This is a genomic window from Pseudomonas sp. LBUM1679 (assembly GCF_059695565.1).
Genome location: NZ_CP166774.1, coordinates 5,589,253 through 5,606,606, shown reverse-complemented (window position 1 = coordinate 5,606,606; position 17,354 = coordinate 5,589,253). Strand labels below are relative to the sequence as shown.

General features: G+C 60.1%; 18 protein-coding genes. 11 read left to right on the top strand and 7 right to left on the bottom strand.

Annotated elements, in window-relative coordinates; translation table 11 throughout:
• The first annotated feature begins 122 nt into the window (after positions 1-122).
• The 5 genes from ACA062_RS25450 to ACA062_RS25430 all read left to right on the top strand — a co-directional run bounded on the left by ACA062_RS25450 (position 123) and on the right by ACA062_RS25430 (position 5,117).
• A complete protein-coding gene (locus tag ACA062_RS25450; RefSeq protein ID WP_497453522.1) occupies positions 123-1,772 on the top strand; it encodes a phosphoethanolamine transferase in 1,650 nt (549 codons plus the stop codon).
• A 73-nt stretch (positions 1,773-1,845) separates the two neighbouring features.
• On the top strand, positions 1,846-2,508 hold the full coding sequence (locus ACA062_RS25445; RefSeq protein ID WP_497453521.1) for a class I SAM-dependent methyltransferase: 663 nt from the start codon (positions 1,846-1,848) through the stop codon (positions 2,506-2,508).
• Positions 2,509-2,631: 123 nt separating this feature from the next.
• A complete protein-coding gene (rnd, locus tag ACA062_RS25440; protein ID WP_497453520.1) occupies positions 2,632-3,765 on the top strand; it encodes a ribonuclease D in 1,134 nt (377 codons plus the stop codon).
• Complete coding sequence (locus ACA062_RS25435; RefSeq protein WP_307327718.1) at positions 3,762-4,055, top strand: YcgL domain-containing protein; 294 nt, start codon at positions 3,762-3,764, stop codon at positions 4,053-4,055. The genes rnd and ACA062_RS25435 overlap by 4 nt, the downstream gene beginning before the upstream one ends.
• Before the next feature lie 129 nt (positions 4,056-4,184).
• Positions 4,185-5,117, top strand: coding sequence for a D-2-hydroxyacid dehydrogenase (locus tag ACA062_RS25430; RefSeq protein WP_497453519.1), 933 nt, complete (start codon positions 4,185-4,187; stop codon positions 5,115-5,117).
• A 122-nt stretch (positions 5,118-5,239) separates the two neighbouring features.
• Here the strand turns inward: ACA062_RS25430 and ACA062_RS25425 are convergent, their stop codons facing one another.
• Positions 5,240-5,833 carry a nitroreductase family protein gene (locus ACA062_RS25425; RefSeq protein ID WP_497453518.1) on the bottom strand — a complete coding sequence of 198 codons (594 nt, stop codon included), beginning with the start codon at positions 5,831-5,833 and terminating at the stop codon, positions 5,240-5,242.
• 278 nt (positions 5,834-6,111) lie between these two features.
• On the opposite strand from ACA062_RS25425, the gene ACA062_RS25420 reads away from it, so the two are divergent.
• On the top strand, positions 6,112-6,561 hold the full coding sequence (locus tag ACA062_RS25420) for a YcgN family cysteine cluster protein (RefSeq protein ID WP_497453517.1): 450 nt from the start codon (positions 6,112-6,114) through the stop codon (positions 6,559-6,561).
• Positions 6,562-6,580: 19 nt separating this feature from the next.
• Entirely contained in the window at positions 6,581-7,810 is a 1,230-nt protein-coding gene (locus ACA062_RS25415; protein WP_497453516.1) for a hypothetical protein, read from the top strand.
• A gap of 142 nt (positions 7,811-7,952) precedes the next feature.
• On the opposite strand, the gene ACA062_RS25410 is transcribed toward ACA062_RS25415, so the two are convergent.
• From ACA062_RS25410 to ACA062_RS25395, 4 genes are all read right to left on the bottom strand, one after another.
• Positions 7,953-8,330 carry a YgaP family membrane protein gene (locus ACA062_RS25410; RefSeq protein ID WP_497453515.1) on the bottom strand — a complete coding sequence of 126 codons (378 nt, stop codon included), beginning with the start codon at positions 8,328-8,330 and terminating at the stop codon, positions 7,953-7,955.
• Between the two features lie 91 nt (positions 8,331-8,421).
• Entirely contained in the window at positions 8,422-8,892 is a 471-nt protein-coding gene (locus tag ACA062_RS25405; RefSeq protein ID WP_128872026.1) for an RNA methyltransferase, read from the bottom strand.
• A 449-nt stretch (positions 8,893-9,341) separates the two neighbouring features.
• On the bottom strand, positions 9,342-9,713 hold the full coding sequence (locus ACA062_RS25400; protein ID WP_064679221.1) for a YajD family HNH nuclease: 372 nt from the start codon (positions 9,711-9,713) through the stop codon (positions 9,342-9,344).
• A 49-nt stretch (positions 9,714-9,762) separates the two neighbouring features.
• Entirely contained in the window at positions 9,763-10,449 is a 687-nt protein-coding gene (locus tag ACA062_RS25395; protein ID WP_497453514.1) for a spermidine synthase, read from the bottom strand.
• A gap of 97 nt (positions 10,450-10,546) precedes the next feature.
• Between ACA062_RS25395 and ACA062_RS25390 the strand changes: the two genes are divergently transcribed.
• Positions 10,547-10,837 carry a hypothetical protein gene (locus ACA062_RS25390; RefSeq protein WP_128872027.1) on the top strand — a complete coding sequence of 97 codons (291 nt, stop codon included), beginning with the start codon at positions 10,547-10,549 and terminating at the stop codon, positions 10,835-10,837.
• Between the two features lie 32 nt (positions 10,838-10,869).
• On the opposite strand, the gene ACA062_RS25385 is transcribed toward ACA062_RS25390, so the two are convergent.
• On the bottom strand, positions 10,870-12,924 hold the full coding sequence (locus ACA062_RS25385; RefSeq protein ID WP_497453513.1) for a S9 family peptidase: 2,055 nt from the start codon (positions 12,922-12,924) through the stop codon (positions 10,870-10,872).
• Positions 12,925-13,170: 246 nt separating this feature from the next.
• Here ACA062_RS25385 and ACA062_RS25380 point away from each other — a divergent pair, with 246 nt between their 5' ends.
• Genes ACA062_RS25380 through ACA062_RS25370 form a run of 3 tightly spaced genes read left to right on the top strand, consistent with a single transcriptional unit; the run spans position 13,171 to position 15,032 of the window.
• A complete protein-coding gene (locus tag ACA062_RS25380; protein WP_497453512.1) occupies positions 13,171-13,668 on the top strand; it encodes an MFS transporter in 498 nt (165 codons plus the stop codon).
• Between the two features lie 32 nt (positions 13,669-13,700).
• A complete protein-coding gene (locus ACA062_RS25375) occupies positions 13,701-14,477 on the top strand; it encodes a class II glutamine amidotransferase (RefSeq protein ID WP_128872030.1) in 777 nt (258 codons plus the stop codon).
• 12 nt (positions 14,478-14,489) lie between these two features.
• Positions 14,490-15,032, top strand: a complete 543-nt coding sequence (locus tag ACA062_RS25370) for a DUF2937 family protein (RefSeq protein WP_150766662.1) — start codon at positions 14,490-14,492, stop codon at positions 15,030-15,032.
• A gap of 190 nt (positions 15,033-15,222) precedes the next feature.
• Here ACA062_RS25370 and ACA062_RS25365 read toward each other — a convergent pair whose 3' ends face one another.
• The gene (locus tag ACA062_RS25365; RefSeq protein WP_497453511.1) at positions 15,223-17,334 is read right to left on the bottom strand and encodes a TonB-dependent receptor; all 2,112 of its coding nucleotides are present in this window, start codon (positions 17,332-17,334) and stop codon (positions 15,223-15,225) included.
• Positions 17,335-17,354: the final 20 nt, after the last annotated feature.

Genomic DNA, 17,354 nt, shown 5'->3' with positions numbered 1-17,354 from the left:
ACTAATCGTTGGCTTCTTTTTCACAAAAAATTGATGGTTGGCTGCTTAAAATTTGTGTTGTCGCGGTAAATGAAATTTTCACATTTGCCGACGGCACTTCTTTTCAGGATCAGCCAATCATCATGTTGAAGATTAAAGCCGTGCGCCCCGAGTGGGTGACACTGATTGCCAGCGCCTTTTTATTAACGGGTTGCAATCTTGTACTCTGGCAACACCTGTTTGAAATCACCGCGTCTGACGGCAAAGGCATCGTCATGCGCGTGGCTTTCGGGGTGATGATCCTGGCCGTCTTCAATATTGTACTGACCCTGCTGGCTTTCCGGCCCGTGATGAAACCGGTGCTGACGCTGATCTTCATGGTCAGTGCCGGCGTGGCTTACTTCATGAGTCAATATGGCGTGCTGATCGACATCGGCATGCTGCGTAACTTTGCGCAGACCAATGCGGCGGAGGTACGCGACTTACTCTCGATAAAGTTGCTTGTTTATATTCTACTGCTGGGAATTATTCCGTCGTGGTTGTTGTGGAAGACCCCGGTTAGTTATCGTCGCTGGCACCGTGAGCTGTTAAGTAAAGTGCTGGTGAGTGTCGCTTCGGTCGCCGTCATTGGTGGCGTTGCACTGGTTAACTATCAGGGCTTGTCTTCATTGTTTCGTAATCACCACGAGTTGCGTCTGATGGTGGTGCCGAGTAACTACATCGGTGCCACGGCCAGCTACTTGCGTGAACAAGTAGTTTCCGCGCAACAGCCTTTTGTCAAAGTCGGTGAAGACGCAGAGAGAAAAACGGCCTGGCAAAACCACGGTCGTAAATCCCTGACCGTACTGGTGGTGGGCGAAAGCGCCCGGGCCGAAAATTTCGGCATCCTCGGCTATGACCGCGATACCACGCCAAAACTGGATAAGGAACCGGGCCTGATCGCCTTCACCGATGTGCATTCCTGCGGAACGGAAACAGCCGTGTCGGTGCCGTGCATGTTCTCCAACATGGGCCGCAAGGATTACAACGCCAGCAAGGCGAAAAACGAAGAGAGCTTGCTGGATGTACTCAAGCGCGCGGGCCTTGACGTGATCTGGCGCGATAACCAATCGGGCTGCAAAGGCACCTGCGATCGGGTCACCCTCGACGACGTCAGCAACCTCAAGGACCCGGTGCTGTGCGCCAACAGTGAATGCCGTGATGAAATTCTGCTGCAGGGCCTGCAGCACTTCATCGATACCCTGGATAAGGATACGGTCCTGGTGTTGCATCAGATGGGCAGTCACGGTCCGGAATATTTCAAGCGCTACCCGAAAGAGTACGAACGCTTTACCCCGGTCTGCGACAGCAACGCGCTGAACAATTGCAGTCGCGAAAGTATCGTTAACGCCTACGACAACACCCTGGTGTACACCGACCACGTGTTGTCGACCCTGATCGATCTGTTGCGCAGCAATCAGGACAAAGTCGATACCGCCATGCTCTATCTGTCGGACCACGGCGAATCTCTGGGCGAGTACAACCTGTTCCTCCACGGCACGCCTTATATGCTGGCGCCGGAACAACAGAAGCATGTCGCGATGCTCGCCTGGTTCTCCGACAGCTATCAAAAATCGTTCTCGGTGGACACCCACTGCCTGCAACTGAGCCGTGAGAGGCCCTTGAGCCAGGACAATCTGTTCCATTCGATGCTCGGTCTGCTGGAGGTCAACAGCAAGGTCTACAACCAGGATCTGGATATGTTCGCCGGTTGCCGCGGTGCCGTGATCGACGGTGTGCTGGCCAAAGAATGAAGGCTTCGACCTTTTTTTCACGCTCCCGCCGCTAAGCTGCGACGGGTTCATATTCCTACTAGAGTCATTGCACATGCCCGCGCAACCCCCCTCCGCCATTGAACTGGAGTTCGCCCGGCGCTACGACCGGGAACACGCCCGCGACTGCCATCAGTCGCGACCGCGGGGCCTGGGGCGGCGTTTGACGTTCTGGCGCGACGAGCAGTTGGTGCGCAGCGCACTCAAGGTGGCCGGCGAGCCGGGCCTGATCCTCGATGTGGCCTGCGGTGCCGGGCGCTTCTGGCCGGTGTTGGCCGAGCATGCCAACCGGGTGATCCTCGCGTCCGATCCATCCCAGGACATGCTAAATCACGCCCAGACCCACCATCCGCAGAACCTGCTTGAGCGAATCAAGACCTTTCAGAGCTCAGCCTTCACCATCGATTTGTCGGCGAACGCGGTCGATTGCATTTTTTGCATGCAACTGTTTCAACACATCGACGGTTCCGAGCATCGGCTGGCCATGCTCAAGGAATTCCACCGGGTCAGCCGCGATACCGTGATAGTGGCGGTACGAATTGATGCGCATTTCAAACTGCAGCGCCCCGGTGCAGAGGGTGCACAGCCCCGGCAGCTGCCTGGCAAGGCCGAGGTTGAAGCCGAATTCAGGCAGGCGGGATTACGTATGCTCAGCCATCAGGATTTCCTGCCCGGTTGCGCACGGATGCGGGTCTATGTGCTGCGTAAGACCAGATAACCTCCCTTTGTCAGACAATTCTTGCTAATTGGCCGGTATTTTCGCTAAAGCTCTTGTTCAGTGGATGCGTGGAAATCGCCTGCGGCGATATATACTGCGCGCCATTCTTCAAGGGAGAGCCGTGTGGCCATCGATATTCACTGGATTCGCGACAACGAAAGCCTCGGTCGGTTTTGTGCCGAGTGGCAGCAGCTGCCGTTCGTTGCCCTCGACACCGAATTCATGCGGGTCGACACCTTTTATCCGATCGCAGGCCTGCTGCAGATCGGCGATGGCGTACGCGCTTACCTGATTGACCCGCTGACCATCGACAACTGGCAGCCGCTGGCCGCGTTGCTGGAAAACCCGGCCGTGGTCAAAGTCCTGCATGCCTGCAGCGAAGACCTCGAAGTCCTGCTGCGCCTGACCGGCAGCCTGCCGGCGCCACTGTTCGACACCCAACTGGCCGCCGCGTACCTGAACCTGGGGTTCTCCATGGGGTATTCGCGGCTGGTGCAGGAAGTGCTCGGCATCGACCTGCCCAAGGGCGAGACCCGTTCCGACTGGCTGCAACGTCCGCTTTCCGACACCCAGATCAGTTACGCCGCCGAAGATGCCGTGCACCTGGCGGAAGTTTTCGTACAGTTGCGCCCGAAGCTTTCTGACGACAAGTACGCCTGGGTTCTGGAAGATGGCGCCGAACTGGTGGCCAACCTGCGCCGCGAGATCGACCCGTACGAGGTATATCGCGACGCCAAGCTGGCCTGGAAGCTGTCCCGCGCCCAACTCGCCGTGTTGCGTGAACTCTGCGCCTGGCGCGAGCGCGAGGCGCGCGCCCGCGATCTGCCGCGCAATCGCATTGTCCGTGAGCATTCCCTGTGGCCGCTGGCGCGGACGCAGCCGGACAACCTTGGCGCGCTGGCGAAAATCGAAGACATGCACCCGCGTACCGTGCGTCAGGACGGCGAATTCCTGCTTGATCTGATCAAGCGCTCTGGCAGTGTGTCACCGGATCAATGGCCGCCTGCCGTGCCGGAGCCGTTACCGGTGGAGGCCGCCGCGCTGGTCAAACAGCTGCGGGCGATCGGCCAGGCCGAAGCCGAGCGCCTGAACATCGCGCCGGAACTGATGCTGCGCAAGAAAACCCTGGAAGCCCTGCTCAAGAGCGGTTTCCCCAATGGTCCTTACCAACTGCCTGATTCGCTGCGTGGCTGGCGCCGCGAATTGATGGGCCAGGCGCTGCTCGACAGCCTGGCCACCGCCGGAGAACAGCCTTGAAACGTATTTGCTCCATCTACCGAAGCCTGAAGAAAAACGAGATGTACCTCTACGTGCTCAAAAGCGATGCACTGGAACGCGTCCCGGAAAGCCTGATGGCCGCCTTCGGCAAACCGCATCACGCCTTCGACCTGGTGCTGAGTCCCGAGCGCAAACTGTCGCGCGAAGACATCACCCTGGTCCTGGAAAACCTCGACAAGCAGGGCTATCACCTGCAAATGCCGCCGGCCGAGGACGAATACATCGAACATTTGCCGGAAGAATTGCTGCGACGCAATGACCCGATGTGATTGGCAGAGCATCCGGGCTTGTGTGAAGAGCCTTCTCTTGAATCACTGGAATTGAATTTGGCGATGGCCAGGGCGATGGAGCGTTACTTCATCGGCGGTCGTCTGCACTGTTTTCGAAAGGTTTGAACCATGCGCGTTCTGATTGCTGAACACGACCACCCTGTGTACGCCCAACTGCTGCGTCAGGCAGCGCCCGACCTGGAAGTGCTGACCAGCGGCGATTCCGCCGAGCTGGCCAGCCAGGCCGCCGATTGTCCGATCTGGCTGGGCCAGCCGGATTTGCTGGCGACCCTGCTGCGTCAGGGCCACCAACCGCAATGGCTGCAATCGACCTGGGCCGGCATTACGCCGCTGTTGGCCGACGGCTTGCCACGGCACTATCGCCTGACCCGGGCGGTGGGGATTTTTGGCCAGGTCATGGCTGAATACGTGCTCACCTACATGCTCGGCCATGAGCGCGAGGTGCTGCCGCGACTGGTCAGCCAGGTCGAGCGCAAGTGGGACAGCCGCCAGGGGCACAGTCTGGCAGGGCGCAAGGTGTTGATCGTCGGCACCGGTGACATTGGCCAGGCCGTGGCGCAGTTCCTGCTGCCGTTTGGCGTGATGTTGTATGGCATCGCCAGCGAGGCTCGCGAGCAGGCTCCGTTTGTCGAAGTAGGCGCGTTGGCTGATTTGCCGCGTCTGGTCGGTGAAGTGGATTACGTGATCAATCTGTTGCCGAACACACCGAATACCCATGACCTGTACGACGCGGCGCTGTTCAAGCAGTTCAAGCCGACCGGCCTGTTCATCAACGTCGGACGTGGGGTGGCGGTGGTCGATGCGGATCTGGTGGCAGCCTTGAAGGAAGGGCATCTGGCAGGCGCCGTGATCGACGTCTGCCGTCAGGAGCCACTGCCGCAACGTCACCCGTTCTGGACCGCCTGGGGCTTGCTGTTGACCGGGCACAGTTCGGCGCCGACCTCGCCATCGATGATGGTGCAGCTGTTTGTCGAGAACCTGCGGGCGTATGAGGCGGGCGAGGCGTTGCGCGGGGAAGTGGATTTCACTCGCGGGTATTGAGTCCACCATGAACCTGTAGGAGCCGGCTTGCCGGCGAAGGCAGTCTATCAGCCGATACATGTATCGACTGACACACCGTCTTCGCTGGCAAGCCAGCTCCTACAGGGGGGCGGCGGTGTGGTTTAGAGGGTGAAATCGCCTTCGGCCGCCAATTCGCTCAACGGACGACGCGGGCTTGGCGCTTCACGCGCTTGCAGGTACTCCGCCAGGCTCGCCTTGTCGCCCAATTTGCCGATCGCCACGGCCGCATGCAGCGCGTAGCCATCAGGAATGTTCAGCGCCTTGCGGGTCAGTTCCTGATCGAAGCCGGCCATGCCGTGGGTGTGCCAGCCGCTGATGCTCGCTTGCAGCGCCAGATGGCCCCAGGCTGAACCGGTGTCGAAGGTGTGCCACAAGGCCGGGGTTTCTTCGGTGGCGCCAGGCGCCACAAAGGTGGTTTTCGATACAACGATCACCAGCGCCGAGGCGTGTTGTGCCCAGCTGCGGTTGAACTCGTTCAGCAAGCCCAGGTAACGCTCCCAGTTCGGCGTGTCGCGACGCGCGTAGAGGAACCGCCAGGGTTGCGAGTTGTAGGCCGATGGCGCCCAGCGTGCGGCTTCGAAGAAGCTCAGCAGGGTCTCGACAGGAATGGCTTCGCCGGTGAAGGCGCGGGGCGACCAGCGATCGGTGAATTGAGGGTGAATGGCGTAGTCGGCAACGCGAGGATTAGCGCTCATCAAGGGATTCCTTGCTACGGTTGAAGGTGAGGGTTGTCTGAAACCTGCGGCCGCAGTTGAGCTGAGCGTTGAGGTTTTTCTTGAGCCTGGGCAGTTCGCCTGAATGCAACGCGGTCGAGCGTTAATGGCACGCGGATCTGGCTCCTTGCGACTGGCAAAGCTACTGGGCGGCGCCAAAACTGACAAGCCCTGTCGACCGGCAGTCGCCAATGCTTGGCCCGCAAGGGCCTTGGCACTAGACTGGCGGCCTTTTCACCACCTGATGTCGATGTTGAACCATGGCCGCTAAAGTCGAACCGTTCTGGATGCGTAAAACCCTCGATCAACTCGATCAAGAGGAATGGGAATCGCTGTGCGACGGCTGCGGCCTGTGCTGCCTGCAAAAGCTCGAAGATGAAGAGGACAACTCGGTCTATTACACGCGCATTGCCTGCAAACTGCTGGACCTGAAAACCTGCCAGTGCACCGATTACCCCAACCGTCGCGACTTCGTGCCGGACTGCATCCAGCTCACGCCAGGCAAGGCCGACGAGTTCAAATGGCTGCCACCGACCTGCGGTTATCGACTGGTCAGCGAGGGCAAGGACCTGCCGCTCTGGCACCACTTGGTGTGCGGTGATCGCGACGCCGTGCACCACGAACGAATTTCACAATCCGGGCGCATGCTCGCCGAAGGCAGCGTGGCCGAAGAGGATTGGGAAGATCATCTGATTTTCCGGGCGGGTTAAGGTTTCACCAGGAGTGTGTATGGCTGTGGGATTGCGGCTGGCGTTGGTCGTTGGGCTGTTGGCCCTGGGTTCGCCGGTGTGGGCGGCGAAGAAGGTCGATCTGGATTATCACGTGCGCCTGTTGCCCCAAAGCGATCAGGCCGAAGTGCGCCTGACCCTCGCCCAGGGCTCGGCGGTGCGCAGTCTGGATTTCGACCTGGGCGATGGCAGTCACTACAGCGACTTCAAGGCCGACGGCCAATGGCAACTGACGCCGGGCAAGCCGGTGCGCGGTGTCTGGCAGCCCGCCACCGACAAGGCCAGCCTGACCTACCGCGTGCGCATCAGCCACGGCCGCAAGAGCGGCAGCTTCGACACCCGGATGACCCCGACCTGGGCGTTGATGCGCGGCGACGATCTGGTGCCGGCCGCCCGGCTCGATCAGCAGGACGGCATCGAACTGGTTTCACGCCTTGCATTCGAATTGCCCAACGGCTGGAAAAGCGTCGAAACCGCCTGGCCGCGGATCGGCAAGGACAGGTTTCGCATCGATAACGTCTCCCGATTGTTCGACCGGCCCACGGGCTGGATGCTCGCCGGCCACCTTGGCAGCCGTCGCACGCGGTTGGGGGAAACCGAAGTCACCGTCGCTTCGCCCCGAGGCCAGGGCATGCGTCGCATGGACGTGCTGACGTTGCTGACCTTTGTCTGGCCGCAAGTGCAGGCAGTGTTCCCGCGTCATCCCAGCAAGCTGCTGATCGTCGGTGCCAATGACCCGATGTGGCGCGGCAGCCTGGCGGCGCACGAATCGATTTACCTGAACACACGTTTGCCGCTGGTCAGCGAAAGCGGCACCAGCGCGGTGGTGCGTGAATTGGCCCAGGTGTTCGGCCGGATCAACGACCGGCAGCGCAGTGACTGGATCAGTGAAGGCTTTGCCGAGTATTACGCGATCGAACTGGTGCGCCGAGCGGGTGGCATGAGTGATGAGCGCTATGAGAGTTTGCACGGCAAGTTGGTCAGGGACGGCCAGAAGGTCACGACGTTGCGCGGTGAGCAAATGAGCCCGGCACAGGTTTCGAAGGCGGTGTTGTTGCTGCAAGAGCTGGATCGAGAGATTCGCCTGCAGACCCGCAACAAGCGTTCACTGGATGATGTGTTGCGTGGGGTGATGCGTTTGGAAAGTGTGGATACCAAGGAATTCGTTCAACTGGCCGAGAGCGTGATTGGCGAGTCCTCCAAGGTTCTTGATACCGAGTTGCTGCAGTAATACCGCCTTCGCTACGGTGCGGCGATCCGACAAGCCCGCTCCCACAGTACTTGCGGTGATCACAAATTATGTGTGCACCGCCGAACCCTGTGGGAGCTGGCTTGCCAGCGAAGAGGCCATAAGCCCCACTACAAATCCCGGATCAGACCCCGGTCTTAGGCGACTTCAAAGAATCATTACCGGTCACGGTAGCCGTCTTGGTCGCCGCCTCGGCATTCGCCTTCAACCGCCCCAACTCTTCCCCGGCCCGCTCGATCTTCGCCCGCACGTTATTCATGTCCTGGCGGCTTTTCTCCAACAGACTCTTGACCGAACTGTGCCCGGTAATCCCGCGAGCCAGCGCCACGCCGCCGATCGCCACTTGAATCAACCCGAACACACCGCCGCGACGCAGGCCCTTGCTGACCATCACCACGCCACCGGCCACGGAGCCGATGCGCTCCCAGCCCTGAACGTTGTGGTCGGAATGCGTCTGGAACGGGGTGGACTCGATGCGCTCTACGCGTGTGAGTTCGCTCATGATCTGTCTCCTGGCTGGATGGGCTGCTTCAAGAATAGATAATTAAGCTGACTGCCGAGGCGGGCGGCTTGTTCCATCGGATGTGCAGCAATCAGCGGAATTTCGGCCCCGAGCGGGTGTTCAGGCCCTTGGCCATGCGGTCGTACAGCACGACGTTGACGGTGGCCGCCAGGTTCATGCAGCCGGTGGTCGGGATGTACACCACGTCTTCGCACCAGTCGCGGATCTCTTGATCCAGCGAGCCGTCTTCCGGGCCGAAGATGTACAGGGCGCGATCCGGGTGGGTGTATTCCGGCAGCGAACGGGCGCCTTCGACCAGTTCCACCGCGACCGGGACGCAGCCCAGGGGCAGGATTTTCTTCAGGTCGTCGATGCCGATCAGCGGAATGTCGTAGTGCACACGCTTGGTGTCGGTGACGAAGTCCGCGGCTCGTTCATAACGCTTGCCGGTGTAGAACACCGACGCGGCGCCATAACAGCCGGCGGCGCGCATCACCGAGCCGACGTTTTCCGGTGATTTGGGGTTATACAAACCAATGCAGCTGTACCGTTTGTCTGCCACGAGCGGGGTGCCTTCGGGGAAAAAGCGCGATTATACGGGGATTGGGGGAGGGGTGTCCGGTTTGGAGACTTGTGGTGCCTGAACCGGCCCCTTCGCGAGGGTTCTGCGGCGGATACAAAGTTGTGATCACCGCCAATCACTGTGGGGTTTGGGTTATTGCTATCGCGAGCAAGCTCGCTCCCACAGGGTTCTGCGGCGGATACAAAGTTGTGATCACCGCCAATCACTGTGGGGTTCGGGTTATTGCTATCGCGAGCAAGCTCGCTCCCACAGGGTTCTGCGGCGGATACAAAGTTGTGATCACCGCCAATCACTGTGGGGTTTGGGTTATTGCTATCGCGAGCAAGCTCGCTCCCACAGGGTTCTGCGGCGGATACAAAGTTGTGATCACCCCCAAATCACTGTGGGAGCGAGCTTGCTCGCGAAGGGGCCAGTTGGGGCGCTGAAGATTACTCGTCTTTTTTCATCAGCCCGGCCAACGCCGCAAACGGATTATGCGTCGCCTTGGCGATCTTCGGCGAACTCAGCGAGCCTTCACCAAAGTACTGCTGGTCGGTGTACCGCGAGTGTTCATTGTCGTGGCAATACAGGCACAACAATTCCCAGTTCGAACCGTCCTGCGGGTTGTTGTCGTGGTTGTGGTCGCGGTGGTGCACGGTCAGTTCGCTCAGGCGCTTGCCGGAGAACTCGCGGGCGCAGCGGCCGCACACGTGCGGGTACATCTTCAGGGCCTTGTCGCGGTAACCCATTTCCTTGTCGCGCTGGTTGTCGGCGAGGATGCGGTCCAGCTTCGATGTATTGGTTGGGGTGGACGAACTCATGGGTTCACCTTTGTAAAAAGACTAATGACGGTTATGAGGTCAGTTTAGCTCAGCCCTTGAGCTTCTCGGCAATCCAGATGGTGTGGCGGGTGCCTTTATTGCCATGGGCGAAGACTTGCACTTCCTCGGCCTTGAAACCGGCCTTTTTCAGCTTGTCGGAAAACTGCCGGTCAGCGCTGGCCGACCACACCGCCAGCACGCCTTTGGGGCGCAGGGCCTTGGCGCAGGCGCTCAGGCCTCCAGCGGAATAAAGCCAACTGTTGGCCTTCTGGGTCAGGCCTTCGGGGCCGTTGTCGACGTCGAGCATGATCGCATCGAAGCCCTGTGGCTCGGCTTGCAGCACCTTGGCCACGTCTTCCATGCGGATCACCGTCCGCGGATCGAGCAGCGGTTTGCCGGCTTTCTCGCCCAGCGGCCCACGGTTCCATTCCACGACGCCGGGCACCAGTTCGGCGACCACCACTTCAGCCGTCTTGCCCAGATGCTTGAGGGCCGAGGCGAGGGTGAAGCCCATGCCCAGACCACCGATCAACACCCGCGAATTCGGCCGTCCGGCCACCTTGCGGCACGGGATCTCGGCCAGGGCATCTTCGGATCCGTGCATGCGTGTGTTCATCAACTGCCCGCCATCGCCACCCTGGATCTTGATGACGAAATCCTCGCCGTATTCGAACAGGCACAAGGCACCGCCATTTTCAGGAATCGGGGTGGTGTCGAGCAGAACGAAACGTTTCATTGGGGCACTCTTGATGGAAAATCGGCAATCAGGGGCAGGCAAACAGCGGCGGTTGGGAGTAGCCTGCAAACAGACTACAAGGCCAACGGAGCCATTGATGAAGCGCACCATTCTAACGGTCATTGCCCTGGCCGCGCTCTCGATAACTGCAGTGCAGGCCCAGGAACAACCAACCATTCCCACCAGCCCCGGGCCGTTGCCCGGTTCGCCCGGAACCGCAACGCCGACGCCCTACCCGCAGATCACCCCGATCAGCGTGCCCAAGGCCGGGTCCGGCAGTGGCGGGCCGCCGCTGTTGCCGCCGATCGAAATGCCCAGCCCGCCCAAGGACCAGACGTTGCCTGGGCTTGAGCAGAACGGCACGAAGATCAAGTCGCCGGGCGGTTAAGGCGAAGACGATTGACCGTCGGCCCAGGTTTCTCAGGCAATACCCAGCACTTTGAAAACAAATGCGTATTCGAGCGCTACATCACGCAATCCCTGGTACCGCCCGCTCATCCCGCCGTGCCCGGCGCCCAATTCGGTCTTGAGCATCAGGGGATTGTTGTCGGTTTTGGTCGCACGCAACTTGGCCACCCACTTGGCCGCTTCCCAATACTGCACGCGACTGTCGTTGTAGCCGGCAATCACCAACGTCGCCGGATAAGCCTGGGCGATGACATTTTCGTACGGGGCGTAAGCCTTGATCCGCTCGTAGACGTCCGGTTCCTGCGGATTGCCCCACTCGTCGTACTCGGTGACGGTCAACGGCAGATCCGGGTCGAGCATGGTGTTGAGCACGTCGACGAACGGCACTTCGGCAATCGCTGCGCCGAACAACTCCGGCCGCATGTTGAGGACGGCGCCGATCAGCAACCCACCGGCGCTACCGCCGCTGATCGCCAGTTGCCTTGATGTGGTCAAGCCGTTGTCGATCAAATGCTCGGCGCAGGCGATGAAGTCGCTGAAGGTGTTGTGCTTGTGCTCCTGCTTGCCGGCGCGATACCAGGCTTCGCCCAATTCACCGCCGCCACGCACGTGAGCGATGGCAAACGCCACGCCGCGGTCCAGCAGACTCAGGCGCGCATGGGAGAACCACGGGTCGAGGCTTTCGCCATACGCACCATAGCCGTACAGATAAAGGGGTGTCGGCTTACCGAGGGCTTCGCGTTTGACCACGAGGCTGATCGGCACTTGCGTACCGTCGGGTGCCGTCGCCCACAGACGCTGGCTGACATAGGCATCGGCATCGAACGGGCCCAGCACCGGGGTTTGCTTGAGGACTTTCTGCTCGCCGGTGGCCAGTCCCAGCTGGCGGATTTGCGCCGGACGGTTCAACGCTTCGTAGCGCAGGCGAATCCTGTCGCTGATGAATTCCAGGCTGTTCTGCACGTGAAGGCTGTAGGCCGCATCCGGCAGTTGCACACGGTAGCTCGGCAGGTCTTGCGGATGGACTTCAATCACCGGCAAGCCGCCGACCCGCAGACTCAGGGTCATGGCCCCGGCGTTGAGGCTCATACCGTCGATCATCGTGGTGTCGCTGTGGGGAATCAGGTTCTGCCAGTCAGCCAGGGTCGGCGCGACGCCGGTATCAACGGCCGTGTACAGGGCAAAGTTGATGCCGTCGCGATTGGTGCGAATGAACCAGGTCCAGACACCGTCGAGCACACCGTGGTCGACGTCGTATTCGTGATCTTCAACCCGCGGCGCTACGCAGGCAAAGGCTTGCTGCGGCTGGAACGCGTCGAGCACCCAGACTTCGCTGGTCGTCTTGCTGCCCAGGGACAGCAGCAATTGCTGCTCGGAACTGGACCGGTAGCAGTGCATGAAGAATCGACCGTCCGGTTCATGGAACACTTCTTCGGCCGCTGTCCCGTCCAGTCGATAGCGGTACAGTTTGTGCGGGCGGTGGGTGTCGTCCAGTTCGCCGAAGAACAGCGTCAGGCTGTCGTTGGCCCAGGTCATGCTGCCATCGCAGTCCTGGAATTCCAGTTCGCTGACACGACCATTGGACAATTCCTTCACGAACAACGTGAAAATCTCATCGCCCGTGGAGTCGATGCTGTAGGCCAGGCGTTGGTGGTCGGGGCTGATACTGAATGCGCCCAGGGAAAAGAAGCCGCCCTTGGCCAGTTCGTTCGGGTCCAGCAGCAGTTGCTCCTGGCTTTCGTCGAGCTGCAGGCTGTCGTCGGCCGGGCGCGGGCAGCGGTAGTGACGGGCGTATTCGTCACCCGCCGTGGTGCGCGTGTAATACAGGTAAGGCCCCCAGGGGGAGGGCAGCGACAGGTCGGTTTCGAGAATCCGGGCCTTGATCTCTTCGAACAGGGTTTCGCGCAGCCCGGCCTGATCGGCGGTTTGCGCCTCTTGATAATTGTTTTCCGCTTTCAGGTAGTCGAGCACCGCGTCGGTGTCGCGCTCCTGGAGCCAGGCATACGGGTCATCGCCTTCGGCCTTGTGGGCGATCGGGGCGTTGGAAACGTTGGCGGATAGGGGCATGAAGGGCTCTCGAACAATGTACTGAATAGGGGGGTGCAGGCTGCAGACCAGTCTTGAAGCCTCTGCAGACCCTGTGGGAGCGAGCTTGCTCGCGATGACGGACTGCCAGACAACATTGATGTTGAATGTAGTGACCTCATCGCGAGCAAGCTCGCTCCCACAGGGCCTGTGACTTGACCGACTGGTATTGGGGCAGCCTGATGGGCGAAAAGTCGTTACTATAAGCGCCTCTTTGCCTGCCTTGCCATGGACACCATGACCGAGAACGACTATCTGATCGCTTGGGGCCTCTACGCCTTCGCCGCTTTAGGCTGCCTGTTAGTGTGGATGCGCATGACCCGCTGGATGTGGCGCTGGCTGCGTGAGCCGCTGCGGCTGCTGGTGGTCGTGTTGCTGTTCAGCCCGACCATCATCGACCCGGTGAAGGAAAAAGTCGCCCCGGCCATCGCCATCACGGCCCTGGACCTGTTGTTCAAGGTCGGCAACAACGCCTGGCGGGCGATTTCCGACCTGTTCATGTACGGCATTCTCGCCTTCGGCCTCTACCTGGTGTTCGTGGCGATCCGTTTCATGATCGAGCGTGCCTCCAAGGCTCGCAAGGAGCAGGCTGCCGCCGCCCAGGCCGCGGCCAGGGCCGACGCACCTGAAGAAGATCAGCCATTCGGCGGTGCCGGCGATGATCGTTACGGTCGCCCGCCGGTGCCGAGCAACCCCCAGCGTTTGCGGGTCGAACCGCGGTTGTAACCTTGCCCCTGCATTGAATCGAGAGTCAGAACATGTGTGAGTTATTGGGCATGAGCGCCAATGTCCCGACCGATATCGTGTTCAGCTTCACCGGGCTGATGCAGCGCGGCGGCCGCACCGGTCCGCACCGCGACGGTTGGGGCATCGCTTTCTATGAAGGCCGAGGCCTGCGATTGTTCCAGGACCCGGCAGCGAGCTGCGAATCGGAAGTCGCGAACCTGGTGCAACGCTATCCGATCAAGAGCGAAGTGGTGATCGGGCACATCCGCCAGGCCAACGTCGGCAAGGTCTGCCTGTCCAACACCCACCCGTTCGTGCGCGAGTTGTGGGGGCGCAACTGGTGTTTCGCCCATAACGGCCAACTGGCGGACTTTCAACCCATCACCAGTTTTTATCGCCCGGTCGGCGATACCGACAGCGAAGCGGCCTTCTGCGACGTGCTCAATCGGGTGCGTGCCGCCTTCCCGGAACCCGTGGAAGTCGAAGAACTGCTGCCGGACCTGGTGGCCGCGTGCGCCGAATACCGCAGCAAAGGGGTGTTCAATTGCCTGCTCAGCGACGGCGACTGGCTGTTCTGCTATTGCTCGACCAAACTGGCGCAGATCACCCGCCGCGCACCGTTTGGCCCGGCACGCTTGAAGGATGTCGACGTGATCGTCGACTTCCAGGCCGAAACCACGCCCAACGATGTGGTCACGGTAATTGCCACCGAGCCCTTGACCGAAAACGAAACCTGGACCCGCTACGAACCGGGCCAATGGAGCCTGTGGCGGCGCGGTGAATGCGTCAGCCAGGGCAAGACCGAATAAGGACACGCAACCATGTTGCTCAGTTATCTACGGCTGGTGTTGTTTGCGGCAGGCCTGTTGATCGGTGTCCAGGTGCCGGGGTTTATCAGCGATTACGCCAAGCGGGTCGAGGCCCATCTGATCGAAGCGCAGACCGGGCTGAGCGGTTTCCAGGGGACTGCCAATCAGTTCTTCAAGGGTGACATGCAGGCGTTGGTGGCCCATTACCGCGCCAGCGAAGACCCGATCTTTCGCAGCGATGCCGATAGCCTGAACACCCTGTTGACCCGCCGACAGGCCCTCGACAAACAGTTCCAGGCCATGCAGGGGCCGTGGTATATCCGCTTCCTGCAAGTGGTCCTGGCCGCCGATCCGGAGATTCGCAAGGAAACCTGGAATGGCTACAGCTACCAGATCCTGCTGACGCCGGAAGCGATGATCTGGGGCATGAGCGGCGCGCTGCTGCTGTCCTTCGGCATTGAATGCCTGTTCCGGCTGATCGACTGGGTGGTGCTGGGCGGCAAACGCCTGCGCCAGAGCCGGCCGATCGAAGACCGGGATGTGCGGGGGTTGTAAGCAAAAGATCAAGAGCGAAAGATCGCAGCCTGCGGCAGCTCCCACAGGGGAACGCATTCCAAGGCAGGAGCTGCCGCAGGCTGCGATCTTTTGATCTTCGACGACTGCTGCGAAGCCGAACGCAGGCTTCGCAGCTGCTACAGATCGTGTTAGGGCTTAACTGATCGGCATTTGGCATGCCGCTTCTTTTTTACCAGTCTACCGCGTAGCTCATGCTAAACGTCCGGCCCTGGGCATTCGCGTAAGGCGCTCGGGCGTTGGCTTGGGCGAACAGGTTTTGGTACGTGCGGTCGGCGACGTTATACACCCCGCCTTCAAGACGACCGACTGGCAACTGCACCGAACCCAGTAAATCCACTAGCGTATAGCCATTGATATCACGCCCGTTATTGTCCTTGGCGGCAGCATCGTAATTGGCCAGGCGCATGCCTTGCAGACGCAGGGTGTAGTCATCCCTGGCATAGCCGGCGAACAGCGTGGTTTTTGCGGGTGAAATGCGTGTCGCCGGCAGGTCGACCCATTTGCCGTTTTGTTCGGTTTCACCTTTGGCCCAGGCATACGTGCCGCCGAACGACCATTGATCGGTCGCGCGAAAAGTCAGGCTGCTTTCAATGCCGCGAACCCGCTCTTTCTGATTGATCAGGCGCAATACGCGATCATTGGCATCGTAGAACTGCGTCACGTCCGAAGTGTTTTCATACGCCGTCACATCGGCCTGCCACTGGCTCCAGTTACCGCGCCAGCCCAGCTCGTAACTGTCGACCTTGATGGCCTGGGCGTTGAGGCTCTGGATGTCGAAGGTACTGCTTACATCCCGCATGAAGCGCTGGATGTCCGGCAGCGAAAAGCCCTGGCTATAGTTGACGAAGATGTCCTGGTTTTCGCTCAGGTGGTAGACCACACCCAGGTTATAAAGCGTGGCACTGTACTGAAGGGTGTCGCCCGGCAACGTTGCGCGGTTACCGGTCTGAACGATCTCGCCGTAAGCGATACTGTCGGCGACTGCGCTTTTGATCCACTCGCGACGCACACCGCCACGCAAGGTCCAGTCACCCACTTCCCATGACATCTGTCCGAACAGCGCTTTGGTGGTGGTTTCGATGTCCGGGCCCATCTCGTAGGTGACGCCGGTCTTGGTGTAACGCAGTCCATTGAGCGTGTACTGGTCACCACGTTGACGGGAACGCTCATGATCGTAGTCGGCCCCCCAAACCAGATTGCCCGTGGCATTGCCGATAGCTGGAAGAGAGGAGTCAATGGCTGCACGCAGGCCATAGACATCCTGAACGCTGTTGTTGTCGGCGATACCGGCCTTGCCTCGCGACAGGTCCGGGAAAAACAGCGCGTCAGCCTTGCGCCAGTAGCTTTCCAGTTGCAGGCCCTGGTTGTAGAAGTCGCTGTCGGAGTAGTTGAGGTTGATTGCCTGATTGTGGGTGTAAGGCTGGTCGCCCAGTTTCAGCCCTTTGACCGCCACAGCTTGCTGCCGGTTTGCCGGGTCCTTGGTGTAATGGGTGTCCTGTTGGTCTTTGTAGTCCTGCAGCGACAGGCTGAGTCTTTTGTCGGCATCCAGTTCGTAACCGAATCGACCTTGCAGGTCATAGGTTTCGGTGTCCATGTTGCTGCCCTGGGACGTGTCCTGAGGGATGCGCTTGCCGCGGCCGTCGTATTGATCGTTGCGCTGGGTCAGGTCGGCGGAAACGTACCAGTCCAGCGCATCCTTGCGTCCGGTTGCACTCTGGAACACTTCGTAGACTAAGCCTTTGGTATTGAGGTTGCTGCCGCTGGTCAGTCCCAATTTGCTGCTGTAGGCGATGTCCTGTCCCTGATTACGCTTGGTGATGATGTTGATGATGCCGCCCGAGGCGCCGGCACCGTAGACGCTGCTGGCGCCGGAAATCACTTCGATGCGTTCGATACTGGCCGGCGCAATGCTATTGAGTTGGCGAAAATTGTCGCGAGTGGCGTTCTGCGACACGCCATCGATCAATACCAACATGTTGCGCCCACGCAGGGTCTGGCCGAAGTTACTCATCCCGCCGCTGGAAGGTGCAAGACCTGGAACCAGTTGCCCAAGGATGTCGGAGACCCGACGACCCGCACCGCTCTGCTCGCGGACCTGCTGTTCATCAATCACCTGAACCGAACCTGGAATCGAGGCGATGCTCGCTTCGTTGCGCGTCGCCGAGACGACAGTGGCTTGCATGTTTAACATGCCGGGCTGCTGCTCAATCTCCTCGGCCAGGCTAGAGGGGCTGAAGGCGCCGAGTAGTGGAATAAGGAACGAAAATTTGGTCTGGGTCATGTCGTGATCTTTTTTTTGAT

Coding starts and splice junctions, on each gene's coding strand:
- ACA062_RS25395 (WP_497453514.1), bottom strand. CDS start 10,449: ATGAAACGTTTCGTTCTGCTCGACACCACCCCGATTCCTGAAAATGGC.
- ACA062_RS25365 (WP_497453511.1), bottom strand. CDS start 17,334: ATGACCCAGACCAAATTTTCGTTCCTTATTCCACTACTCGGCGCCTTC.
- ACA062_RS25420 (WP_497453517.1), top strand. CDS start 6,112: ATGGCCGCTAAAGTCGAACCGTTCTGGATGCGTAAAACCCTCGATCAA.
- ACA062_RS25445 (WP_497453521.1), top strand. CDS start 1,846: ATGCCCGCGCAACCCCCCTCCGCCATTGAACTGGAGTTCGCCCGGCGC.
- ACA062_RS25370 (WP_150766662.1), top strand. CDS start 14,490: ATGTTGCTCAGTTATCTACGGCTGGTGTTGTTTGCGGCAGGCCTGTTG.
- ACA062_RS25400 (WP_064679221.1), bottom strand. CDS start 9,713: ATGAGTTCGTCCACCCCAACCAATACATCGAAGCTGGACCGCATCCTC.
- ACA062_RS25425 (WP_497453518.1), bottom strand. CDS start 5,833: ATGAGCGCTAATCCTCGCGTTGCCGACTACGCCATTCACCCTCAATTC.
- ACA062_RS25410 (WP_497453515.1), bottom strand. CDS start 8,330: ATGAGCGAACTCACACGCGTAGAGCGCATCGAGTCCACCCCGTTCCAG.
- ACA062_RS25380 (WP_497453512.1), top strand. CDS start 13,171: ATGGACACCATGACCGAGAACGACTATCTGATCGCTTGGGGCCTCTAC.
- ACA062_RS25385 (WP_497453513.1), bottom strand. CDS start 12,924: ATGCCCCTATCCGCCAACGTTTCCAACGCCCCGATCGCCCACAAGGCC.
- ACA062_RS25390 (WP_128872027.1), top strand. CDS start 10,547: ATGAAGCGCACCATTCTAACGGTCATTGCCCTGGCCGCGCTCTCGATA.
- ACA062_RS25430 (WP_497453519.1), top strand. CDS start 4,185: ATGCGCGTTCTGATTGCTGAACACGACCACCCTGTGTACGCCCAACTG.
- ACA062_RS25375 (WP_128872030.1), top strand. CDS start 13,701: ATGTGTGAGTTATTGGGCATGAGCGCCAATGTCCCGACCGATATCGTG.
- ACA062_RS25415 (WP_497453516.1), top strand. CDS start 6,581: ATGGCTGTGGGATTGCGGCTGGCGTTGGTCGTTGGGCTGTTGGCCCTG.
- ACA062_RS25450 (WP_497453522.1), top strand. CDS start 123: ATGTTGAAGATTAAAGCCGTGCGCCCCGAGTGGGTGACACTGATTGCC.